At 71.7% G+C, this 22926-nt stretch carries 21 protein-coding genes; 10 read left to right on the plus strand and 11 right to left on the minus strand.

What is annotated here, in order from left to right:
* Nucleotides 1-17: 17 nt before the first annotated feature.
* Entirely contained in the window at nucleotides 18-1232 is a 1215-nt protein-coding gene (locus ACFWNN_RS36625; protein WP_382444538.1) for an MFS transporter, read from the plus strand.
* Here ACFWNN_RS36625 and ACFWNN_RS36630 read toward each other — a convergent pair.
* Nucleotides 1219-1806, minus strand: coding sequence for a helix-turn-helix domain-containing protein (locus tag ACFWNN_RS36630; protein WP_382444539.1), 588 nt, complete (start codon nucleotides 1804-1806; stop codon nucleotides 1219-1221). The genes ACFWNN_RS36625 and ACFWNN_RS36630 overlap by 14 nt on opposite strands.
* Before the next feature lie 67 nt (nucleotides 1807-1873).
* On the opposite strand from ACFWNN_RS36630, the gene ACFWNN_RS36635 reads away from it, so the two are divergent.
* Nucleotides 1874-2830 (plus strand): alpha/beta fold hydrolase, encoded by a 957-nt coding sequence (locus ACFWNN_RS36635; RefSeq protein ID WP_382444540.1) that lies wholly within the window; start codon nucleotides 1874-1876, stop codon nucleotides 2828-2830.
* Here the strand turns inward: ACFWNN_RS36635 and ACFWNN_RS36640 are convergent.
* The 5 genes from ACFWNN_RS36640 to ACFWNN_RS36660 form a co-directional block, all read right to left on the minus strand.
* Nucleotides 2820-4292, minus strand: a complete 1473-nt coding sequence (locus ACFWNN_RS36640) for an amidase (RefSeq protein WP_382444541.1) — start codon at nucleotides 4290-4292, stop codon at nucleotides 2820-2822. The two genes, ACFWNN_RS36635 and ACFWNN_RS36640, sit on opposite strands and share 11 nt — an antisense overlap.
* Before the next feature lie 4 nt (nucleotides 4293-4296).
* The gene (locus ACFWNN_RS36645) at nucleotides 4297-5166 is read right to left on the minus strand and encodes an alpha/beta fold hydrolase (protein WP_382444542.1); all 870 of its coding nucleotides are present in this window, start codon (nucleotides 5164-5166) and stop codon (nucleotides 4297-4299) included.
* Nucleotides 5167-5179: 13 nt separating this feature from the next.
* A complete protein-coding gene (locus ACFWNN_RS36650; RefSeq protein WP_382444543.1) occupies nucleotides 5180-6568 on the minus strand; it encodes an amidase in 1389 nt (462 codons plus the stop codon).
* On the minus strand, nucleotides 6565-7140 hold the full coding sequence (locus ACFWNN_RS36655) for a TetR/AcrR family transcriptional regulator (protein ID WP_382444544.1): 576 nt from the start codon (nucleotides 7138-7140) through the stop codon (nucleotides 6565-6567). Before ACFWNN_RS36655 ends, ACFWNN_RS36650 begins: the two co-directional genes overlap by 4 nt.
* Before the next feature lie 108 nt (nucleotides 7141-7248).
* Nucleotides 7249-8178, minus strand: a complete 930-nt coding sequence (locus ACFWNN_RS36660) for a patatin family protein (RefSeq protein WP_382444545.1) — start codon at nucleotides 8176-8178, stop codon at nucleotides 7249-7251.
* Between the two features lie 239 nt (nucleotides 8179-8417).
* Between ACFWNN_RS36660 and ACFWNN_RS36665 the strand changes: the two genes are divergently transcribed.
* Genes ACFWNN_RS36665 through ACFWNN_RS36675 form a run of 3 tightly spaced genes read left to right on the plus strand, consistent with a single transcriptional unit; the run spans nucleotide 8418 to nucleotide 12472 of the window.
* Complete coding sequence (locus ACFWNN_RS36665) at nucleotides 8418-10028, plus strand: ABC-F family ATP-binding cassette domain-containing protein (RefSeq protein WP_382444546.1); 1611 nt, start codon at nucleotides 8418-8420, stop codon at nucleotides 10026-10028.
* Nucleotides 10021-11619, plus strand: a complete 1599-nt coding sequence (locus tag ACFWNN_RS36670; protein WP_382444547.1) for an ABC-F family ATP-binding cassette domain-containing protein — start codon at nucleotides 10021-10023, stop codon at nucleotides 11617-11619. The genes ACFWNN_RS36665 and ACFWNN_RS36670 overlap by 8 nt, the downstream gene beginning before the upstream one ends.
* A 7-nt stretch (nucleotides 11620-11626) precedes the next feature.
* Nucleotides 11627-12472, plus strand: coding sequence for a hypothetical protein (locus ACFWNN_RS36675; RefSeq protein WP_382444548.1), 846 nt, complete (start codon nucleotides 11627-11629; stop codon nucleotides 12470-12472).
* Here the strand turns inward: ACFWNN_RS36675 and ACFWNN_RS36680 are convergent.
* On the minus strand, nucleotides 12441-13130 hold the full coding sequence (locus ACFWNN_RS36680) for an ABC transporter ATP-binding protein (protein WP_382444549.1): 690 nt from the start codon (nucleotides 13128-13130) through the stop codon (nucleotides 12441-12443). The genes ACFWNN_RS36675 and ACFWNN_RS36680 overlap by 32 nt on opposite strands.
* Nucleotides 13127-14173 (minus strand): ABC transporter permease, encoded by a 1047-nt coding sequence (locus tag ACFWNN_RS36685; RefSeq protein ID WP_382444550.1) that lies wholly within the window; start codon nucleotides 14171-14173, stop codon nucleotides 13127-13129. Before ACFWNN_RS36685 ends, ACFWNN_RS36680 begins: the two co-directional genes overlap by 4 nt.
* A gap of 168 nt (nucleotides 14174-14341) precedes the next feature.
* Between ACFWNN_RS36685 and ACFWNN_RS36690 the strand changes: the two genes are divergently transcribed.
* Genes ACFWNN_RS36690 through ACFWNN_RS36700 form a run of 3 tightly spaced genes read left to right on the plus strand, consistent with a single transcriptional unit; the run spans nucleotide 14342 to nucleotide 16752 of the window.
* A complete protein-coding gene (locus tag ACFWNN_RS36690; RefSeq protein WP_382444551.1) occupies nucleotides 14342-15517 on the plus strand; it encodes a sensor histidine kinase in 1176 nt (391 codons plus the stop codon).
* The gene (locus ACFWNN_RS36695) at nucleotides 15514-16152 is read left to right on the plus strand and encodes a response regulator (RefSeq protein WP_382444552.1); all 639 of its coding nucleotides are present in this window, start codon (nucleotides 15514-15516) and stop codon (nucleotides 16150-16152) included. The genes ACFWNN_RS36690 and ACFWNN_RS36695 overlap by 4 nt, the downstream gene beginning before the upstream one ends.
* A 12-nt stretch (nucleotides 16153-16164) precedes the next feature.
* Nucleotides 16165-16752: an AAA family ATPase gene (locus ACFWNN_RS36700; RefSeq protein ID WP_382444553.1), complete on the plus strand. Its 588-nt coding sequence runs from the start codon at nucleotides 16165-16167 to the stop codon at nucleotides 16750-16752.
* A gap of 62 nt (nucleotides 16753-16814) precedes the next feature.
* On the opposite strand, the gene ACFWNN_RS36705 is transcribed toward ACFWNN_RS36700, so the two are convergent.
* Nucleotides 16815-17684: an IniB N-terminal domain-containing protein gene (locus tag ACFWNN_RS36705; RefSeq protein ID WP_382444554.1), complete on the minus strand. Its 870-nt coding sequence runs from the start codon at nucleotides 17682-17684 to the stop codon at nucleotides 16815-16817.
* A 262-nt stretch (nucleotides 17685-17946) separates the two neighbouring features.
* On the opposite strand from ACFWNN_RS36705, the gene ACFWNN_RS36710 reads away from it, so the two are divergent.
* On the plus strand, nucleotides 17947-18696 hold the full coding sequence (locus ACFWNN_RS36710) for a DUF899 family protein (RefSeq protein WP_382444555.1): 750 nt from the start codon (nucleotides 17947-17949) through the stop codon (nucleotides 18694-18696).
* Here the strand turns inward: ACFWNN_RS36710 and ACFWNN_RS36715 are convergent.
* Nucleotides 18693-18920 (minus strand): hypothetical protein, encoded by a 228-nt coding sequence (locus ACFWNN_RS36715; protein WP_382444556.1) that lies wholly within the window; start codon nucleotides 18918-18920, stop codon nucleotides 18693-18695. The genes ACFWNN_RS36710 and ACFWNN_RS36715 overlap by 4 nt on opposite strands.
* Nucleotides 18921-19117: 197 nt before the next feature.
* Here ACFWNN_RS36715 and ACFWNN_RS36720 point away from each other — a divergent pair, with 197 nt between their 5' ends.
* On the plus strand, nucleotides 19118-20434 hold the full coding sequence (locus ACFWNN_RS36720) for a cytochrome P450 (RefSeq protein WP_382444557.1): 1317 nt from the start codon (nucleotides 19118-19120) through the stop codon (nucleotides 20432-20434).
* 37 nt (nucleotides 20435-20471) lie between these two features.
* On the opposite strand, the gene ACFWNN_RS36725 is transcribed toward ACFWNN_RS36720, so the two are convergent.
* The gene (locus tag ACFWNN_RS36725; RefSeq protein ID WP_382444558.1) at nucleotides 20472-22925 is read right to left on the minus strand and encodes an ABC transporter permease; all 2454 of its coding nucleotides are present in this window, start codon (nucleotides 22923-22925) and stop codon (nucleotides 20472-20474) included.
* Between the last annotated feature and the right edge of the window lies 1 nt (nucleotide 22926).

Raw genomic sequence — 22926 nt, forward strand, 5'->3', positions numbered from 1 at the left:
CCAGAGAAGGAAGTGCGATGACCGCACTGCTCGATCGCCCCGCCACGACCGCGCGCCGGCCCCTCCTGTCCCGCGGCGCCGGCTTCGCGGGCATCTCGGCGGCGATGGTCGCGATCCTCGTCGCCGCTGGGGCACCGACCCCGTTGCTGCCCGTCTACCAGCACGAATGGGGCTTCGCGCCCTGGGTGCTGACGCTCGCGTTCGGCATCTACGCGTTCTCGCTGCTCGTCTCGATCCTGGTGATCGGGTCGCTGTCCGACCACGTGGGACGGCGGCCGCTGATGATCGCGGCGCTCGGGATCGACCTAGTGGCGATGCTGATGTTCCTGTTCGCGCCGTCGATCGGCTGGGTCATCGCCGCCAGGGTCGTCCAGGGTGTGGCGACCGGTGCCGCGTCCAGCGCGCTCAGCGCCGCCGTGGTCGAGCTCGCGCCGGAGAAGTTCAAGAAGCTCGGCGCGCAGATGACGAGCATGGCGCCGCTCGGCGGGCTCGCGATCGGTGCGCTGTTCGCGGGTGTGCTGGCCGAGTTCTCGTCCGACGCCGCGTTCGACGTGTGGCTCGTGCTCGCCGTGGTCATGGCCGCCGGGACGCTGTTCGCGGTCTTCACGCCGGAGACCGCCACGCGCAAGCCGGGCGCGATCGCGTCGCTGAACCCGCGGCTCACGCTGCCCACCCAGGTGCGCAGGCTCTACTGGACGACGGTGCCGGGCATCGTCGGCGGCTTCATGACGATGACGGCGTTCATGGGACTCGTGCCCGCGCTGCTGGTCGCGGTGTTCGCGGTGAAGAGCCCGATCGTCGGGTCACTGCTGGCCTTCGTCGCGCTCGGAGCGTCCACTGTGGCCTCCGCGTTCACCAGCCGCTACCGGCCGCCGGCGTTGCGCACGGTCGGCAACGGCGCGATGGTCGTGGGCGCGGTGTTGTTCGTCGGCAGCATCGGCGCCACCTCGCTGCCGTTGTTGTGGGCGGCGGCGATCATCGGCGGCGCCGGGATCGGCGCGGGGTTCGCCGGCACCACGCGTGGGCTCGTGCCCGAGGTCGCGCCGCACGAACGGGCCGGGCTGTTCACGGCGATCTTCTTCGCCGGCTACCTCACGATGGGCAGCGCGGCGATCATCGCCGGCCTGTTCGTCGGCGTGGTCGGTCCGACGACGACGGCCGTCGGCTACGGCGTGGTCCTCGCCGTGATCACGCTGGCGGGCCTGGGCGCCTCGCGGTTCAGCCGGAAGTGATCTTGTCCGCGTGGACGTGCGTGCGCACCCCCTGCGGATCGAACAGGATCAGCAGTTCGACCGCGCCGCCGTCCGCGCTGCCGAGCCAGTGCGGCTTCCCGGTGTCGAACTCGGCGGCCTCGCCCGGCGGCAACGTCAGGTCGAGGTCGTCGAGCACCAGCCGCAGCCGTCCGTTCAGGACGTAGAGCCACTCGAACCCGTCGTGCGTCTTCAACGCCGGTTCCAGCGGCTCGGGCACGGCCGGGATGAGCATCTTGAACGACTGCACCCCGCCCGGCCGGCGCGACAACGGTACGAACGTCATGCCGTACTTGTGGATCGGCTTGAGGTGGATGCGCGGGTCGCCGGTCCGAGGGGCGCCCACGAGGTCGTCCAGCGGCACGTCGTACACCCGCGACAACGGCAGCAGCAGCTCCAAGGTCGCCCGCCGCTGCCCGCTCTCCAGCCGCGACAGCGTGCTCTCCGAGATCCCGGTGGTCGTCGCGAGGTCCGCGAGGGTGATGCCGCGGTGCCGCCGCAACGTCCGCAGCCGCGCGCCGACGCCGTCCAGGACATCTTCGGTTTCGCTGTTCATGACCAGCATCTTGCCATGACGGCAAGTTTTCTTGCCAGATCCAGCAACCTCGCGCCAAGCTCGACGCATGAAACGCGTCCTACTAGCCCTGTTGCTCACGATCACCGCCTGTGCGACCCCCGCCGCCGAAACCCCGGCGTACGCCCAGATCACCCAGAACGACTCCGCCTTCCAGCAGACGTTCCGGCACGAGTTCGCCGACGTCGACGGCGTGCAGATGCACTACGTCAAGGGCGGCAGCGGCAGTCCGGTCGTGCTGATCCACGGCTGGCCGCAGACCTGGTACGGCTGGTGGCCGATCATGCCCGCGCTCGCCGAACGCCACACCGTCTACGCCCTCGACCTGCCGGGACTCGGTGACAGCACCGGCAAGCCCCAGGGCTACGACAAGGCCACGCTCGCGAAGTACGTCCACGGCCTGACCAGCAAGCTCGGCCTGAAGGACGCCTCGATCGTCGGCCACGACCTCGGCGCCGCCGTCGCGTTCCAGTACGCGAGCCAGTTCCCCGAGGACACCGCCCGCCTGGGCTACCTCGACCTGCCGTTGCCCGGCCCGGCGATCGACGCGCGCACGTACCGGAGCCTGAGCTGGCACATCGCGTTCCACTCGCAGCCGCAGGTCCCCGAGGCGGTCGTGCAGAACGACGTCCGCGACTACCTGAAGCTCTTCTACCCGCAGGTGTCGTACCAGGGCAGCGCTTTCGGCGGCACGTCGACCAAGTCCCCGTTCGCGGACAACGAGATCGACGAGTACGCCCGCACCTACGACAAGTCGCTCTCGAACGGCTTCGAGCTGTACCGCGCCCTGGACCAGGACGTCCGGGACACCGAGGCGGCCCGGCCGGTGCAGGACCCGACCCTGGTGATGGCCGCCGAAGGCCAGGCCGAGGCGATCAAGGGCACGATCGCACCGCGCGTCCCGAACATCGTCGGCGCACTCGACGTCCCGAAGGCGGGACATTGGCTCGTCGAGGAGAACCCGCAGTTCGTGACCACCGAACTGCTGAAGTTCCTCAGTCCATGACCGGCAGCCGATCAGCCCACGGCGCGGCTTCCTCCAGCTGCGCCGCGAGCTTGATCAGCGTCGCCTCCCCCGCCAGCGGCGCCACGAACTGGACGCCGAGCGGCAGCCCGTCCGCCGTCCAGTGCAGCGGCAACGACAGCGCGGGACGACCGGTGATGTTCGCGAGCTGCGTGTAAGGCACCCAGCCGAGGTTGTCCTTGATCATGTCCTCGACGATCGGGGTGTGCTTGAGGAACCGGGCGGTGCCGGTCTTGAGCAGCACGTCCGTCGCCCGTTGCAAAGACATCGGCAGATCGAACTGGCCGACCTTCGGCGGCGGGGTCGCGAGCGTCGGCGTCAGCAGCAGGTCGAACGACTCGAAGTACGTGCTCAACCGGCGCGTGTGCTCGTGCCGCCGCTGCACCGCGTCCACGTAGTCGACGCTGCTCGTGGCCCGTCCCAGCGCGGCCATGAGCAGCGTGTCGCGTTCGAACGCGAGGTCCGGCGCCCCGGTCAGCCGCTTGGCGTCGGCCACCTTCCAGGCGAGGTTCACGAACCACGTCAGCAGGAAGTCCTTAGCCAGGGCCGCGTCGTCGAACGGCGCCTCCGGCAGTTCCTCGACGTGGTGGCCGAGGTCGGTGAGCGTCTTCACGGCCGACGCGACGGCCGCGACCGCCTCGGGGTGCGGGTCGGGGTTGATCGCCGACGGCACGCGCATGCCGATCCGCAGCTTGCCGGGCTCCTGGCCTACGTAGGAGGCGAACGACTCCGGTGGCAGCGCGGGCGAGTACGGCCCGGCCGGTTCGCCGCCGCAGATGACGTCGAGCATCGCCGCGGTGTCGCGGACCGTGCGCGAGACGACGCCCTGCACGGCCGCGCCGTGCATCATCTCGGCGGTCTCCGGGCCGAACGGCGTCAGGCCGCGGCCGGGCTTCAACCCCACGAGTCCGCAGCAGGCGGCGGGAATCCGGGTCGAGCCACCGCCGTCGTTGGCCCCGGCGCACGGCACGATCCCGGCGGCGACCGCGGCCGCGGACCCGCCCGACGAGCCGCCGGGCGTGCGTTCCAGGTCCCACGGGTTGCGCGCGGGACCCCACGTGGTCGACTCGCTGATGGCCTTCGCGCCGAACTCCGGCAGGTTGGTCTTGCCGAAGATCACCAGGCCGGCGTCGATCCAGCGCTGGACCACTGTGGAGTGCGCGGCGACGTTGTGGGACTTGAGCGAGCGCGACCCGTTGGAGGTCGGCAGGCCCGCGTAGTCCTGGCCCAGGTCCTTGATCAGGAACGGCACGCCCGCGAACGGACCGGTGAGGTCGTCGCGCGGGTCGGCGGGCACGTCCCGGACGATCGCGTTGAGACGCGGGTTCACCGCGGCGGCGCGCTCCCGTGCCACGGCGAGGAGTTCCGCCGCGGACACCTGCTTCTCGGCGACGAGCCGGGCGAGCCCGGTGGCGTCGTACTTGCGGTACTCGTCGAAGTCCACGCGCTCAAGGTAGCTGTTCGGCCACCCCGAAAATGGTTTCCCGGACGATCTCCGGCGATTCCTGCGGGATGAGATGTCCGGCGCCTTCGACGACGACCATCTTGCCGCGCGGCGCCGCGTCCATCAGGTCTTGCGCGTACTGGTTGAAGAGCGGGCGCCACTTCGTCATCCCCCGCTCGACGAGTCCGGCCTGGAGGCTGACGACCGGGACGTCCGGTGTGCCCTTCGCCTGCACCCGGCGCAGCACCGGCAACGCTGACGCGATCTGCGCGGCCTCCCTGCTGCCCGCTTTCATCGCCTTTTCGTTCGCGTAGTCGCGGGTCATGATCTCCACGTCGGCGGCGGAGATCTCGGGCGCGACGCCGTTGCGGAACGTCTGCCTCCTGATCAGCCCCTTGCCGCCGAACCGGGCGATCAGGCCCATCACCGCGAAGAACCGCGCCGCCACCTTGGCGTTGCGGGTGGACATGGTCTCGGCGAGGCTCGCGTCCACGAACACCATGCCGGCGACGCGGTCCGGGTACCTGTCGGCGAAGACGCGGATGATCGGGCCGCCCCAACTGTGGCCGACGAGCACCACGGGTCCGGTTTCGGCGAGCGCGTCGAGGACGGCCTTGAGGTCGTCGACGATCCGGTCGAGCGTGCGGTCGTGCGGGTCGAGGTCGCTGCCGACGTACCCCGCGCGGTCGTAGGACAACGTGCGGTAGCGCGCGCTCACCTCGCGTTGCGTGTGGATCCAGGACGAGGCCGGTGCGCTCATCCCCGCCTCGAAGACGACCAACGGGCCCTCTCGTCCCGCTGTGACGGCGCGGATCGTCCGTCCGTCGGGCAGGGTGACGAACTGCTCGGTCAGGCCGAGTCCAGGGTCGGGCATCGACGGGCGCCTTTCACTCGTGCCAGGCGGGCGGGTGGCGGTCTTCCCACAGCCCCGCGCTCTCCAGCTGGGCGGCGAGGGCGAGCAGTGCGGCGTCCCGGCGGGCGCGGCCGACGAGGTGCACGCCGTGTGGCAGTCCTTCGTCGTCCACGTGCGACGGCAGCGAGATCGCCGGCACCCCGGCGAGGTTGACCCACGGCGTGGGGCACGACCACTTCAGCATCAGGTCGGCCTCGTCGCCGGTGTAGTAACCGAGCGGGACCGGCGCGCCGTTCGTCGTGGGCGTGAGGACGACGTCGTAGTCGTCGGTCGCGGCCAGGAACGCGCTGGCGTACCGGGCGAGCAGCGTCTGCGCGGTGACGATGTCGTTGGCGGACAACGTCTCGTTGATGGCGAGCAGGTGCTTCGTGTACGGCCGCAGCAGTTCCGTGCGTCGCACCATCAGTTGCGTCACGGCGCCCACCTGGTAGGCGAACCAGGTCAGGATCGCGCGGCTCACCGGTTCGTCCCAGCGGGCGGGCAGCGGGATCTCCCGGACGTCGTGCCCGAGTCCGATCAGCACCTCCGCGGTGCGCTCCACTGCTTTCACGGCTTCGCGGTCGGGCGTCTCCTCGGTGCCGGTGTTCGTCCACATCGCGATCCTGAGCGGCCGGCGGAGTTTGAGCGCCTGGACGAAACTGCCCTCGTTGCGCCACCCGTACAGGTCGCCGGGCGCGGGCGACGCCATGACGTCGAGCAGCAGTGCGGCGTCCTCGACCGTGCGCGCGATCGGTCCCTCGGTGCCCGCGCTCAGGAACGACACGGCGGGCGCCGGGCTCACCAGTCCCCGGCTCGGCTTCATCCCGACCAGGTGGCACGTCGCGGCGGGTGTGCGGATCGACCCGGCGCTGTCGCTGGCGTGCGCCACCGGCAGGAGTCCGGCCGCGACCGCGGTGGCCGCGCCGCCGCTCGACCCGCTGGAGTACCTCGTCGGTGCGTACGGGGTGACGGCCGGAGTCGTGAGGTCGTTCTCGGTGTAGCAGGTGGCGCCGAACTCCGACGTGTTCGTCTTGCCCACGAGCACGGCCCCGGCCTGCCGGATCAACCCGGCCGTCCAGGAGTCCTGCGGTGGCACGAAGTCCTGGAGCGCCGCCGAGCCGAACGTCGTGCGCAGCCCTGCCGTCGCCGCCAGGTCCTTGATGCCGATCGGCAGCCCGAGCAACGCCGCCCGCTCGCCGTTCGCCAGCCGCGCGTCCGCTTCCTCCGCCTCGGCGAGCGCCTTGTCGTTGATCGTCACGAACGCACCGAGATCCGCGTGCCGCCCGATGCGGCCCAGGTAGTGCTCGGTCAGTTCGCGCGAGCTGAACTCCTTGGCGCGCAAGCCTTCCAGCTGCCGCACCGCCGTGAGGTCGTGCAGGCTCACGGCGTCACCGACGTCCCGGTGAGCAGCCGGTGCACCGACTCCGTCACCACGTCGAGCTCGTGCGCGGTCAGCGGCTCGCCCCCGAACATCCGCCGGTGCATCAGCGGCCCTTCGAGCAGGTTGCCGACGAACGGCAGCTCCGGCACCTCGGCGATCTCCCCGCGCCGCACCGCCCGTGCGATGGCGTCCACCAGCGGCTGCGACCGCCGCCCGACCAGCGCCCGGAACGTCCGCTCCGCCTCGCCGTCCCCGCGCAGGTCCGCGAGGAACCCGACGAGCCCGTCGTTCCACGGCTCGTTCCAGGCCCCGGCCAGGTCCTCCGCGAACGCCCTGAGGTCACCGCGCAACGTGCCGGTGTCGGGGTCGGGCACCGGCGGCAGGTACGCGTCGAGCACGTCCGCCACCAGCCGCACCTTGCTGCGCCACCGCCGGTAGACGTCGGTCCGGTGCGCGCCCGCCTGGGCCGCGACCTGCGTCAGCGTCAGCGCGTCGTAGCCGTGCGCGGTGAGCAGCGACCACGCCGTCGCCAGCAACCGCTGTTCGAGCTCGGGATCCCGCGGACGACCCGCCACCGGCAACCCTCCAATTCGCAACAGGTTGTTGCGATACCGTAGAGCGGCTGGCGGGAGTCCACAAGGGTCAGCAGCGGGCACCGCCGCGCCCCCGAGGCCGTGCACCGGTCAGCGGCTCTCCAGCACGCTCTCCCCCAAGTCGTGCAGCGCCGCCGCGATCCCCACGTCCAGCGCGTCCTGCATCACCCGAGGCCGCCGCTCGGTCCGCCCGATCGCCGCACTCCCCAGCGGTGGCCGGATCTGCAGGCACTCCGGGTGCGTGGCGAGCAGGTTCTCGTCCTCGGCCCGGATCTCCTCCCGCCGCAGGAACGGTTCCGCCACTCCGGGCGCGTGCCGGGCGAACCACCGTCCCAGCACGATCCGCTCCGCCCGCGACGGCGGCGACCCCGCCTCGTCGGCGCGCCGCGTCCGCAGCGCCACCACGTGCGTCGCGCCCTGGGCCAGCGCCGTCCTGACCGGGATCGTCTCGCTCAGCCCGGCGTCGACGTACGGACGCCCGTCGATCTCCACCGGAGGACCGGCGAGCACGGGCATCGCGGCCGAGGCCCTCAGCGCCGTCTGGATGCCGAGCTGGTCGCGGATGTGCGGGTGCAGGTCGGCGGCCTCGCCGGTCAGCCCGTCCGTCGCCATCGGGTGGAACTCGACCGGGTTGTCCAGGATCTCCTGGAACCCCATCGGATGGACCTGCGTGTAGATCGTGTGGACCAGGTGCCGGGTGTCGACGACGGGCCGTTTGCCGAACAGCCGGCGCGGGTCGATCGTCGTGCGCATGACGGCCGGGTCCCACCAGGCGTGCTTGCTGCGGTCGGCGCGGCCGCACAACAACCACGCTGCGTTCAGCGACCCCGCCGAACTGCCGTAGACGGCGTCGAAGAGCGGTAGCAGGCCGAGGCGTTCGATGGCCACGGTCATGCCGCTGGAGTAGACGCCCCGCGAGCTCCCGCCCTCGATCAGCAACGCCAGGCGCGCGCCGTCGCTCCGCTCACCCGGCACGCTTCGCTGCAGCCTGCGTTCGCGCAGCAACTGGAGAACTGTCACGCCTCCACAGTGCCACCCGCGCCGGAAACCCCGTCGGCGGAGGCCCCGCGACGCTGCTACGGTGGAGGAGAGATCAACCGCTCTACTGAGGAGCTCGACGTGCTGGTGGGTGAAGACGACATCTCAGGGTGAGCCCTGGATGTGACAGGCCATCTCTTGCCGATGGCCGTTTCGTCGTCCCCATTTTCCTCTCACGCGCGGGTCGGTCCGCGCGCGGCACATCCTGAGGTCTCACACCCATGTCCGACGCATTCATCGTCGTGTCGTCCCTGTCCTTCTCCTGGCCGGACGACACCCCCGTGTTCGACGGCCTGTCCGTCTCGGTGCCCGGCGGGCGCACCGGTCTCGTCGCCCCCAACGGCGCCGGCAAGTCGACGTTGCTCAAGCTCGTCGCGGGCGCGCTGGAGCCGTCCGGCGGGAGCGTGTCCGTCGAGGGCGTGCTCGGCTACCTGCCGCAGGACCTGCCGCTCACGGCCGGGCTGACGGTGGCCGAGGTGCTGGGCGTCGCCGCCGTCCTCGACGCGATCCGCGCCGTCGAGTCCGGTGACGTCGACGAGGCGCACTTCACCACCATCGGCACCGACTGGGACCTGGAGGAACGCACCCGCGCCCAGCTCGACCGCCTCGGGCTGGGCGACCTGGCGCTCGACCGCGGCCTCGACACGCTGAGCGGCGGCCAGGTCATCTCGCTCGGCCTCGCCGCGCAGTTGCTGAAGCAGCCGGACGTCCTGCTGCTCGACGAACCCACCAACAACCTCGACCTCGACGCCCGGCACCGGCTGTACGACGTGCTGGACGACTGGCGCGGCTGCCTGCTCGTGGTGAGCCACGACCGGGCGTTGCTCGACCGGATGGACCGGATCGCCGAGCTCGACGGCGGCGAGATCCGCTTCTACGGCGGGAACTTCAGCGCCTACGAGGAGTCCGTGGCGGCCGAGCGCGAGGTGGCGGAGAAGAACGTCCGCAGCGCCGAGCAGGAGGTCAAGCGCGAGAAGCGGGAGATGCAGCAGGCCCGCGAACGGGCCGCGCGGCGTGCGTCCAACGCCCAGAAGAACCTCTCGAACGCGGGTCTGCCGAGGATCTTCGCGGGCAACATGAAGCGCAACGCGGAGGTGTCGGCGGCCAAGGCCGACGGCACGCACGCCGCCCGCCTCGGCGCCGCCCGCTCGAAGCTCGACCAGGCCGAACGGGCCGTGAAGGACGAGCAGAAGATCAGCCTGGAGCTGCCGCAGACGGTCGTCCCCGCCGGGAGGACCCTGTTCGACGGCAGGGACATCAGAGTGCGGGAGTTGTTCAACGGCCTGGACTTCGCGATCCGCGGCCCCGAACGCATCGCGCTGGCCGCCCCGAACGGCGCCGGCAAGTCGACGCTGCTGCGCGTGCTGCACGGTTCGCTGACCCCGGACAGCGGTGAGGTGAAACGAGCCGACGGCCGGGTCGCGTACCTGTCCCAACGGCTCGACCTGCTCGACGACGGCCTCACGGTGGCGGAGAACCTGGCGGCGGCCGCCCCGGCCATGCCCCCGGCCGAGCGCATGAACCTGTTGGCGCGCTTCCTGTTCCGCGGCACCCGCGCGCACCTGCCGGTCGGCGTCCTGTCCGGCGGCGAACGACTCCGCGCCACCCTCGCGTGCGTCCTGTTCGCCGAGCCGGCACCGCAACTCCTGCTGCTGGACGAGCCCACGAACAACCTCGACCTGGTCAGCGCGGGCCAGCTGGAGAGCGCGCTGAACGCCTACCGGGGCGCGTTCGTGGTCGTGAGCCACGACGAACGGTTCCTGAACGAGGTGAAGATCGACCGCTGGCTGCGCCTCTCCGACGGCAAGCTGCTGGAGGCCGCACGTGGCTGAGGCAGCCCTGGTGGCCACCGAACTCGTGCGCGGCTTCGCCGGCAGGCGGGTGCTGGACGGCGTGTCGCTGACCGCGGCACCCGGCCGCCGCATCGGCCTGATCGGCGAGAACGGCGCGGGCAAGTCGACGTTGCTGCGGCTGCTGGCGGGCGTGGACCAGCCGGAGGGCGGCACCGTGCGGCGGCCCGCCGACCTGGGCTTCCTGCACCAGGAGATGCCGTTCCCGGACTCCGCCACCGTGGCCGAGGTCCTGGACGACGCCCTCGCCCAGGCCCGCACGGACCTGGCCGAGCTCGACCGGCTGGGCGCGCTGCTGGACGACCCGTCCGCGCTCGCCGAGTACGCGGAACGACTCGAGCTCGCCCAACTGCACGAGGCCTGGGACGCCGACCGGCGCGCCGACATCGTCCTCAGTGGACTGGGCTTGGGTGACGTCGGCCGCGACCGCGTGCTCGGCTCGTTGTCGGGCGGGCAGCGACGCCGCTTGGACCTGGCGGCACTGGTGATCCGCCGCCCCACCGCCCTGCTGCTGGACGAGCCGACGAACCACCTCGACGACGACGCGGCGTCGTTCCTGGAGGACCAACTCCGCGTGCTGCCGGGCACGGTCGTGCTCGCGAGCCACGACCGGGCGTTCCTGGACGCGGTCTGCACCGACCTGCTCGACCTGGACCCCACACCGGACGGCCCGGTCCGCTTCGGCGGCACGTACTCCGCGTACCTGCACCAGAAACGGGCCGACCGCGACCGCTGGGAACGCCGCTTCGCCGAGGAACAGGAGGAGATCGCCGAGGTCCGCGCGTCGCTCGACCTGATCGCGGGCCGGGTCGCGCCGGACCGGCCGATGCGCGACGGCGACAAGATGGGCTACGGCGTCCGCGCGAACCGCGTGCAGAGCCAGATCTCCCGGCGCATGCGCAACGCCACCCGCCGGCTGGAGGAACTGGAACGCGCCGCCGTCCCCGCTCCCCCACGCCCACTGCGCTTCGCCCCGGACCTGCTGGCCGTCGAGGCCGAGGAACTGGTGTCACTGCACGACATCCGGCTTCCAGGACGACTGGCGCTCGACGCCCTGGACGTTCGCGACGGCGACCGCCTGCTCGTCACGGGCGCGAACGGCGCGGGCAAGTCGACGCTGCTGCACGTGCTGTCCGGGCGCCTGCCGGCGGAAGGCGTGCGACGGAACCCCGCTGTGCGCGTGGGTTCGCTGGACCAGGACACGTCGTTCGCCAACCCGCGCCTCACCGCCCGCGCCACCTACGGCCGCGCGCTCGGTGCCGAACGGGTGGCTGCCGTGCCGCTGGAGTCGTTGGGACTGCTGCACAGGTGGGACCTCGGCAAGCCCGTCGGCGCGTTGTCGGTGGGCCAGCAACGCCGGCTCGCGCTCGCGTTGCTGGTGGCCGACCCACCGCACCTGCTGCTGCTCGACGAACCGACGAACCACCTCTCGCCGACGCTGTGCGACGAGCTGGAGGACGCGCTGGGACAACGAGGTCCGGGCGCGATCGTGGTCGCTAGCCATGACCGGTGGTTGCGCAGGCGGTGGCGTGGCAGGGAGATCGGCCTAAATCGCTGGACGGGCTCCGCATGATGGACCGATGGTCGTGTTCGAGTGCGTGGGGTGCGGCGCCGCGCTGACGGTGCCGCTGTCCCAGGTGGACCGCCCCGACCACGAGGGTTTCGACTGGGCCAACAGCACCGACTTCACGCCGCCGCTGCTGGCCGACGGCACCTACGCGGCGCAGGGCGACTTCCTCGTCGCTCCCGGCGACGTGCGCGGGTTGTCCTGGTTCGGGGACAACTACGAGGGCAACTGCTGTGGTGTCGACGGATCGGCTGGCCCGAACCTGGCGTGCGCCTGCGGGCGGCCGGTCGCGGTGCGCGTGGACGACTGCTCGCGCTGGCAGGTGGTCCACTTCGCACCAGGCGCCGTGCGTCCCGTGGGCTCGCCGGATCCCGTACGGCCGTGGGAGGACTTCGCCTGGGACGGCGCGTCGTCGATTGACGGCGACCTGTGGTGGCACCGCCGCGTGTCGATCGCCGCAGGCGTGGCCGCCGCACGGGTGCTGGTCGCGGCGAACGGCGCACGCGTGACAGTTCCGGACGGACCGCTCGCCACCGTGTTCCGGCGGACCTTCGACGAGTGGCAGCCGTCCACCGGCAGGTCTCGGTCACTCGCGCTGGCGGGGCCGGGTGTGGCGGAAGAGGCGGATCTGCTGCTCGTGCCACGGCATCCGCAGACCGGCGAGGCGTGGCCCGGTGGTGCCGTGGCGGTGTCCGCCGAACTGTGGCGCCTGCTCGCCCGTGACGTGCGTCCGGTCCTGCCGCGGACGGGTGGCCAGTGGTCGGAAGTCCTGCGCGATGCCCCGCTGCCACCGCGCCCGCGCGACATCGCGCCTGATCACTCGGCGATCAGGCGCACGCTGTCGAGACGGCGCGCGTAGGCGAGTCGATCAGTCGGCCGTCGTGGACCTCGGTGACCCGGTCGACCGCCGTGAGGTGCGTGCGGTCGTGCGTGACCAGGACCGTGGCGGTGGCCTGCTGGTGGGTGAGGCGGGTGATCAGGTCGAGGACGGCGGCTCCGCGTTCGTGGTCCAACGCGCTGGTGGGTTCGTCGACCAGCAGCACCACGGGGTCGTTCATCAGGGCGCGGGCGATGTTGACGCGCTGGCGTTGCCCGCCGGACAGCTGGTGCGGGCGACGGTGCGCCTGCGCCGCCAGGCCGACCGCGTCGAGCAGGTCGAGCGCGCGAGCATGGGCCTTGGCCGGGGCGTGGCTCATCACCTGGAGTTGTTCGGCGGCGGTGAGGGCGGGCAGCAGGTTGGGCTGCTGGAACACGATGCCGATCTTGTGGCGGCGCAGGTCGGTGAGCTCGCCGCGGGTCAGGGACGACGTCTCGGTGCCGTCAATGGTGACGGTGCCGGTGTCGGGCGTGATCAGGGTGGCGGCGACGGCGAGCAGGCTGGACTTGCCGGAGCCGGAGGGGCCGACCACGGCGGTCAGGCTTCCCCTGGGCACGTCGAGGGTGACCTGGTCGAGTGCGGTGAGGCGGGAGTCGCCGTCGGGGTAGGTGAGGGTGACGTCGGTCAGGGTGAGGCTCATCGGGCACTTCCCAGGGCGGTCAGCGGGTCGACGGACGTGATGCGGCGGACGGCGAGTGCGGCGCCCAGGAGGCCGAGCACGATCGTCACGGCGGCCGGGACGAGCACGGTCGCGGGCGTGAGGTCGAACGGGATCGCCGTGCCGGAGAGCGCGGCGCCGAGTGCTGCGGCGAGTCCGGTGCCGATCAGCGTGCCGCCGGTGAGCAGGACGACGGCCTGACCCAACGCGTCTCGCAGAAGCCCGGCCGTGGTGGTGCCCAACGCTTTGAGGACCGCGATGTCGGCACTGCGCTGCACGGTCCAGACGGTGAAAAACGCGCCGATGACCAGGGCGGAGATGACGAACAGCAAGCCGCGCATCAGTTGCAGGGAGCCGTTCTCGGAGGAGTAGGAGCCGATCGCGGACAACGACTCGTCCACCGTGACGGTCCTGGTGCCGGTGGCCTGGTCGGTGGCGCCGGTGTCGGCGTTGGACGCGCGAAGGGCGAGCACGGTCGCAAACGCGTCGGAACCGGTGGGGCGCCAGTCGTCGAGCGTCGTCCAGACGACTGGGGTGTGGCTGAAGGAAGCGTCGCCGGACACCGCGGCCACGGACAACCGGCGCCCGGCCACGACGATGCTGTCACCGGGACGGACGCCGAGGTCGTCAGTGGCCACTGTGGACAGCACGACGGCGTTCTCGGCGAGTTCGTGCGGGGCCAACGAAGAACCGGGCCGGACGCCGAACACCGAGACGCCCGCGCTCCGGTCGCCTGCCGTCGCCTTCGTCGTGGTGATGCCCAGCGGTTCGGCGCCGGTGACGCCTGGGGTGGCGGCCCACCGCCGCCATTGCTCCTCGGTGACGGCCGAGTCGGCGTACGACACGCCCTGGGCGAAGGCGATGTGGTCTGCGGGCAGGCCGGTGATGGCGGAGACGTTCTGCCGGCCGAGCCCGGCGGTCAGCCCGGACAGCAGGCCTACCAGCAGGGTGATCAGCACGATGACCGAGCCCATCAGGGCGAAGCGGCCCTTGGCGAACTTCAGGTCTCTCCAGGCGACGAACAACGGCCTGGTCCTTTCCGGTGGTGGAGCGGGGACGTGCTCCACGATCTCCGGCGGCGACCTGGTCGCGGATCTGGCCGGGGATGGCACTTGCCCGGCCGGAAGGCGGCGCGCCGGTTGTACCTTTCGACAGAGGTGGTCACCGGCTGTGCGTCGTAGCCTGGACGCACTGTGAACGCCGCTCCCGTCGCCCCGATCAACCAGGTGCTGACACGATGTCTGCACCTGCTACTCATCGCGCTGCTCGCGCTGGCGGCGACCCGGGCCGTGACGGCCGGGCAGCCTCAGGCGGGGGCTGTCATCGTGGTCGCCGTGCTCTGCGCGGCGGTGTACGTGCTCGGGCCTCTGTCACCCCGGGTTCGCTCGTCCCGGGTGGTCGCCGCGCGGTGGCTCGGTGCCGTCACCGTCGCGTGGCTCGTGCTGGTGATCCTGACGCCTGACGGCGTGTGGGTCGCGTTCCCGCTGTACTTCCTCCAGCTCCACCTGCTGCCGCGCAAGGCGGGCCTGGTCGCCGTGTCGATCACGGCGCTGACCGCGATCGCCGCGTTCGCCGCGCACCAGGGGACGTTCAGCCCGGCCGCCGCGATCGGTCCGGCGCTCGGTGCGGCCGTCGCCGTCGCCGTGGTGTGGGGTTATCAGGCGCTGTACCGGGAGAACGAGCAGCGCAGGCGGCTGATCGAGGAGCTCACCGCGACCCGCGCCGACCTCGCCGCCGCCCAGCACGACGCCGGGGTGCTGGCCGAACGCGAACGGCTGGCCCGCGAGATCCACGACACCCTCGCGCAGGGGCTGTCCAGCATCCAGTTGTTGCTGCGCGCCGCCGGGCGTTCCCTCCCCGACACCGACGGCAAGGCGGCCAGGTACGTGGAGCAGGCTCGTCAGGCCGCCGTGGACAACCTCGCCGAGGCCCGCCGGTTCGTCGCCGCGCACGCGCCACCCGCGCTGGACGGCACGACGCTGGCGGGCGCGCTGGAACGACTCTGCTCGGCCACTCAGGTCATCACTCGGTTCCACCTCGTCGGCGACGCGCTTCCGCTGCCGATCGCCCACGAGGTCGCTCTGTTGCGCATCGCCCAGGCGGCGCTCGCCAACACGGTCCGCCACTCCTGCGCCACCACCGCCGACGTCACGCTCGACCAGGCCGGCGCCGAGGTCACGCTCGAGATCTCCGACGACGGCTGCGGCTTCGACCCCGAAGCGCTCACGGTCCCTGCTGCTGGCAAGGGCGGATTCGGTCTAGGGGCCATGCGCACCCGCGCCCGTGCGTTGGGCGGCACTCTCACCGTCCGGTCAGCCCCCGGCGAGGGCACCACCCTGACCGCCCGGCTGCCCCTGGACCGCCTGTGACCGGCGATCCGATCCGGCTGCTCCTGGCCGACGACCACCCGGTGGTGCGGGCGGGCCTGCGGGCCGTGCTGGAGACCGAACCCGGACTCGTCGTGGTCGCCGAGGCCGCCACCGCCGAGGACGCCGTGGTGCGGGCCGGTCAGGGTGACGTCGACGTCGTGCTGATGGACCTGCGGTTCGGTGCCGGCATGACCGGGGCCGAGGCCACGGCGGCGATCACCGCACGACCTGGCGCACCCCGCGTGCTGATCGTCACCACCTACGACACGGACGCGGACACGTTGCCCGCGATCGAGGCGGGCGCCACCGGGTACCTGCTCAAGGACGCGCCGCCCGAGGACCTGGCGGCCGCCGTGCGCACCGCCGCGGCCGGCCGCACCGCCCTCGCACCGACCGTCGCCGACCGGCTGATGACCCGGATGCGCATGCCCGACGCGGCGCTGACCAGGCGAGAGATCGAGGTGTTGGCCCTGGTCGCCGACGGTCTGTCGAACCGGGCGATCGCGGCGCGGCTGCACCTCACCGAGGGTACGGTGAAGTCGCACCTGGCCCGGTGCTACCCGAAGCTCGGAGTCGACTCGCGCACGGCCGCCGTCGCCACCGCCACGGACCTCGGGATCCTCCGGCGCGGCTGACAAGATCACCTCGTGGACACGGGGAAGAACTGGCGGATCGCCCTCGTCGGCGGTCCTTCCGGGGTGGGCAAGAGCCGCCTAAGCCATCCGCTGGCGCACCGGCACGGCGCCGTGCTCGTCGAGGTGGACGACCTGGTGGTGGCGTTGCAGAGCATGACCACGCCGGAGCAGCACCCCGACCTGCACCACTGGCTCACACACCCGTACCACTCCGGGCAGTCACCCGAGTTCGTCGTCGAACGGCAGATCGCGCTCGCCGAGGCACTGGTGCCCGCGCTCGACGCCGTCGTCCGGAACCACCTGGACGAGGGCGACCGCGTGGTCATCGAAGGCGACTACGTGCTGCCGTCGTTCTGCGCGCGGTGGGCCGGGACCGGCGAGGTGCGCGGTGTCGTCGTCCACGAACCGGACGAGGCTCAGGTGCTGGCCAACTACCTGGCGCGGGAGCCCGAGCCGGGTCCGCAGGCTCACCGCGCCGCGGTGAGCGTCCACCACGGACGATGGCTCGTGGAGCAGGCCGGGCTGCACGGCGTTCCGGTGCTGTCCGCACGGCCGTGGAGCTCCGGCGCCGACCGTCTCGACGAGCTGCTCGGTTCCTGAGCGGACACGACAGCAGCCCCCGGACCTGCCGCGGTCCGGGGGCTGCTTCGTGCGAGCCGGGGTCAGAGACCCAGGCCGAGGCCTTCGGTGAGGCCGCCGACGCCGTCGAGCACGTCGAGGTCACCGGCGTTGCCGAGCAGGTCGCCGCCCAGGACGTTGCCGCCGAGCACGTTGCCGACGGTGCCGTCGACGACGCTGTGGACGGTGTCGTGCACGCCGTTGACGGGCGCGACGTCCGGGACGACGTCGTGGACGATCTCGGTGACGTGCGTGACGTCGGTGGTGGCCGCGCCGAGGACGCCGGGCACGCCGTCGACGGAGACGATCTCGGTCGCGCCGGTGACGGTGCCGAGGACGCCGTGGACGTCCGCCACGCCGGTGAGGCCGGTCGCGGTGCCGAGCAGGTCGCCGGAGCCGACGAGGCCCGTGACGTTGCCCAGGTCGGCCACGCCGCCGAGGTCGGTGACGTTGCCGAGGTCGGTCACGCCGCCCAGGTCGGTGACGTTGCCCAGGTTGACGACGTTGGTCACGTTGCCGAGGCCGGTGACGCCGTCGAGGGTGTCCGACACGTCGCAGTGGCCGGCCACGTCGCCGACGAGGCCGGTGGCGGCGCCGACGTTCGCGAGGCCGGTGACGGCACCGAACGAGGAGAGGCCGTTGACGTCCGCGACCGAGACGGCGTCGAGCACGAGCGGGAGGATCTCCTGGACGTCACCGGGGGTGATGTCGCTGAGGCCGCAGGCGCTGAGCACGCCCTCGGGGTCGAGGTCGAACGCCGACAGGGCGCTCGGGTCGTTCAGCAGGTTCAGGGCGAACTCGTGCAGCGTGGCCGGCTGGGCCTCCTGCGGCACGGCCACCGGGGCGGTGACCTCAGGCGCGGCCTGCGGGGCGGGCTGCTGCGGGGTGGCCTGCTGGATGTCCTGCTGCATCATGGAAGTGGAGCTCCCTTGGGGACCGGGCGGGGGATGTAGGCAGGAACCGTATTGAGATCAACATCCCCCCGGCATCGGGTGCGATCCCTAGATTTCGGGTGGCCGAACTCCCTAGGGACCGAGGGTCACCCGTTAGGGGGATGCCGTCACCCGTTAGGGGCGCAGATCACTTCCGGTGGTCAGCACGGGCATGTCGAAACCGCGGCGACAGCTTCGACGTGGTTGTGCAAGCACGTCCGCACGACCTCTTGGAGGACCGATCATGACCGGACTACCGCCCGTCACCGACCTGGCCACCTGGCAGAAGGCCCGCGACGAGCTCCTGGTCCGCGAGAAGGCCCACACCCGCGAGGGCGACGCCATCGCCGCCGAACGCCGCCGCCTGCCGATGGTCGAGTTCGACGGCGACGTGACCGTCGTGGGCGCCGATGGCCCTGTGCCGTTCCGCACGCTGTTCGACGGCCGCGACGAACTCCTCGTCTACAAGCACATGTGGTGGGACGGCGCCCCGCACCAGGGCCAGTGCGAGGGCTGCACCTTCGTGCCGTGGCACTTCCGCGACGCCAGCTACCTCAACGCCCGCGGCGTCTCCTTCGCCATCGTGACCACGGGCGCGTGGGACGAGGTGGCGCCGTTCCGGGAGTTCATGGGCTACACCCAGCCGTGGTACTCGGTGCGCGGCGTCGACGGCCCGGCCGGCGGCGACATGGGCTACTTCACGAGCTACGTCCGCGACGGCGACCGCACGTTCCTCACCTACTCCACGACGGGCCGCGGCTTCGAGGTCGTGTCCGGGACGTTCGGGTTGCTGGACATGACGGTGCGCGGCCGCGGCGAGCAGTGGGAGGACACGCCCGAGGGGTGGCCGGAGCGGCGGCACGCGGGCTGGTTCTGGCGGACCAACGCGGACGGCGAGTCGAGCTGGGGCGAGGACGGCCGCCCGGTGCCGCAGTGGACCCGGCCGGGCGCGGGCCCGGTGACGACGCTGGGCCGCGAGGGCCACTGCCACTAGTGCGGTGCGGAGGCGGTGGCCAGCACCCGCCGCCTCCGCTCGAACACCGCCGGCACCCGCCGCGCCTTCTCCCACCTGCGCCGCTCCGTCACCCTCCACTCAGGCCGGTCGGTCACGGCCACGAACCCCGCCTCGGGCAGCTGCCCGGCCAGATCCAGGTCATCGATGGCGGGAGAACTGGTCCGGTCGGCGTACCAGCGGTCGAAATCCGCGGCGGAGGTCACCCGGTCGATCCCGCCAAACTGAGAGTTCCCGAACAGCCGACCAGGCGCCTGTCCCGGTTTTGATCGACATCTGGACCAAAGTATGACGGCGCGTTAGGCCCAGGTATGACGACGTGAACGCGGCCACGTCGTTATTGTCCGTTCCGATGGACATCATCAGCTCGTAACCCCCTTTCCGCCGAAGGGACAGCCGCGTCATGTGGGAAGTGCTTCAGTCAGCGACCGACGTCCGGTCGCGCGTGACCGAGTGGATGGGGAAACGGTTCCTCGCGCACCTCAGCAAGACCGGGTTCGACCTCGAGTCGTCCTGGTTCGTGCCTTCGCGCGTGCTCGCCCCGCTGCGGCGCAACGGGGTCGACCCCGTGCCCGAGCTGGCGCGGATGCAGGCGCACGGGCCGGTGACGCGGTTGCCGCTGCCCGTCACGGTGTGGCTGGTCACCGGTTACGAGGCGTCCAAGCAGGTGCTGGTGGACTCGGAGGCGTTCAGCAACGACTTCGGGCACCTGCGCGAGCTCGGGCTGTTCTCCGACGAGGCGCCCGGCGGGCTGGGGTTCAGCGATCCGCCCGAGCACACGCGGCTGCGCAAGGTGCTGACGCCGGAGTTCACCATGCGGCGGCTGTCGCGGCTCGTGCCGCGGATCGAGGAGATCGTCAAGGACCAGCTCGACCTGATGTCCATGCAGGACGGTCCCGTCGACCTCGTCGAGCACTTCGCGATGACGGTGCCCGCGCTCACGATCTGCGAGCTGCTGGGCGTGCCCGCGAGTGAACGCGAGGAGTTCCAGCGGCGCAGCGTCTCGCGGTTCGACCTCGGTGGTGCGGCGACCACGTCGTTGTCGGCGGTGTCCGAGTCGATCGTGTACTTCCGCGAGCTGGTGCGGTCGCAACGGCTGGCGCCCACCGACGGGCTGCTCGGCGAGCTGGTCCGCAAGCACGGCGACGAGCTGGACGACGACGAGCTGGCTGGTCTCGCGGACGGGCTGCTCACCGGCGGGTTCGAGACGACGGCCAGCATGATCTCGCTCGGCACGCTCGCGATGCTGCGCGACCCGAGTCTGCGGGAGAAGGCGCTCGGCGACGACAAGGCCGTCAACGGGCTGGTGGACGAGCTGCTGCGGCACCTCAGCGTCGTGTCGGTGGCGTTCCTGCGGGTCGCCCGGCACGACATCGAGGTCGCCGGCACGAAGATCAAGGCGGGCGACATCGTGGCCTGCTCGCTGTCCCAGGCGAACCGCGACCCGAGTGTCTACCCCACCCCGGACGTCGTGCTCGCCGACCGTCCCGCGAGCCAGCACCTCGCGTTCGGCTACGGCGCGCACCGCTGCATCGGCGCCGAGCTCGCCAAGATGGAGCTGCGGATCGCCTACCCGGCGCTGGTGAAGCGGTTCCCGGAGATGCAGCTCGCGGCCGACCCGGCCGCGCTCCAGTTCCGCAAGCTCTCGATCGTGTACGGACTGCACTCGCTGCCGATCCACCTCGGCGCTCAGCCGAGTCCGATCCAGCAGGTCCTGTAAAGCCGAGAAGGCCACCCGGTCCGGGTGGCCTTCTTCGTCACTCCCGCGTGCCGATGGTGTCGATCGGCTTGCCGCGCAACGACAACCGCGTCGACACCGCCACCGACACGACCCCCAGCAGCACCGCTCCGCCGAGCGCGCCGAGCCACACGCCCGCCGCACCGGACGGCACCGGGCTCCCGGTGAGCCCCAGCGACAGCAGCACCAGCGGCACGGCCGCCACCAGCGATCCGAGCACCAGCGCGAGCCCGGCGGTGAGCAACGCCTCGGTCCGCATCATCCGCACGATCTGCCGCCGTCCGGTGCCGACGAGCCGCAGCAGAGCGAACTCCCGGCGCCGCGCGGCCGTGGACATCACCAGCGTGTTCGACACCGAGATCGCCACGTACCCGAGGATCACGCCGACCGCGACCAGGTTCAGCAGGAACTGGGTCCGCTCCTCGCCGCGTTCCCGCGCCGCCACCCGTTCGGTCACCTGCAACCCCGGATACCGGCTCACGACCGCGTCGACGTCCGCCGAGCCCACCAGCACCGCGCTGTCCAATCCGGACGTGGTGTGCGCACGGGCGTCAGCGGCAGACAGCACGTAGTCGCCGAACGCCAGGTCGTGGTCGAACGTCGCGACGACCTTCAACCGAGCCTGCTGGCCGTCCGCGAACCAGAACTCGACGTCGTCCCCGACCGACTTGTCCTCCCACGACGCGTGCCCGGCGCTCAACGCCACCGTGCCCGCCTTCAGGTCGTCGAGGCTGCCGGACACGACCCCGAGGTCCACCCCGGTCGCCGCGCCGAGCCCGGTGGCGGGACGGCTCTGCACCTCGACGCTGTCCCCGGTCCGCGACGAGGTGATCACCTGCGTCCGCACCAGCGAGGTGCCGCCGACCTGCTGCGCGACCTCGGCCGGCACCCCCGTCACACCGGTGATCACCCGCGCCGCGGTGATCGACTGCTCGGTCTGCTGCGCGACGGCCGCTGTCAGCGTCGTCTGGCTGTAGAAGTTCACCACCAGGAAGCCGACGGCGAGCATCAACGGCGTCACCGCGGCCGCGAGCCTGCGCGAGTTGCGCGACACGTTCGCCGACGCCAGGAACCCGCTCACCCCGAACCGGCCGAGCACCGGCACGATCCACCGCACCGCCGCCCCGACCACCCGAGGCCCGGTCAGCGTCAGCCCGATGATCAGCACCAACGCCGCCATGACCGCCATCGCCGCGCCGATCTGGCCGCCGAGGAACAACGGCACACCGCTCGCCCCGAGCCCCAGCACGACCAGCACCCACCCGATCGCGAGCCGCACGCGGCCGACGTCCTTGCGCTGCACGGCGGCCTCCCCCAACGCCTCGACGGGGTTGATCGACGACGGCCGCCGGGACGCGCTCCAGGCCGCGAGCCGCGCCGCGCCCACCCCGATCAGCAACGCCGCGACCAGCGGAATCGGGCTGATCGACAACTCGAAGTCGGCCGGCACCACACCGATCCGCGCGAACGCGTCCCGCAGCCCGTACCCGACGCCGATCCCCAGCAGGCTGCCCAGCACACCAGCCACCACGGACACGACCGTGGTCTCGACGCCGATCAACTTGCGCACCTGCCGTGGCGTGGCACCGACCGCCCGCAGCAGCGCGAACTCCCGGCGGCGTTGCTCGACGGTCAGGGCCAGCGTGCTCGCGACGACGAAGATCGCCACCAGGATCGCGTACCCGCCGAACGACCCGGCCAGGATCGCGAGGATCGACTTGGTCCGGCTGACGTCGTCGAACTCGGCCGCACTGCGGTCAGGCCCGGCCGACACCGTGACGTGGTCCCCGGCCAGCACCTCGGAGATCCGGCCGGCATCCGCCCCGATCACGCCGATGGCGCTCACCCGGTCAGGGCCGCCGGCGAGTTCGACCGCCTTCTCGGCGCTGAAGAACACCGACGCCTGCCGCGCCACCCCGGCGGACTCGGCGACACCGGCCACGCGATAGGTCACGGGCTCCGACCGGGTCATCACCCGGACCTCGTCGCCCACCCGCACCCCGGCCTCGGCCGCGAGCGCCGAGTCCAGCACCACCGAGCCGCCCTGGGGCGCGGTCCCTTCCTTCAGCGTGAACGGCGCCAGCACGGCGGAGTTCCAGCCGTGCCCGAACACGGGCTTCGAGGCGACCGGTTGTCCCGACGGCCCCACGACGACGGCGGGGAACGTCCGTTCCGCCACCGCCTTCGCGCCCGGCACGGCGGCGATCTTCGCGACCAGCGAGGCCGGAATGGACGGCTGCTCGGCGGCGTGCTCGAACGCGAGGACGTCACCACCGGGCGGCCGCACGGTCCGGTCGCCGGTGACGACCACGTCGGCGGCCGCGTAGCGCTGGGTCGGCACTCCCCCGCGCAGCCCCGACTCCAGCAGGATCCCGCAGGCCGCGACGAGCGCGGTCCCGCACAGCACGGCGACGAAGGCACCGATGAACCCGCTGGTCCGGGCCTTGACGGTCTGCCAGGCGAGAGTCAGCACG

Origin of the sequence: Lentzea sp. NPDC058450 (assembly GCF_042721395.1) — a bacterium.
GTDB lineage: Bacteria > Actinomycetota > Actinomycetes > Mycobacteriales > Pseudonocardiaceae > Lentzea.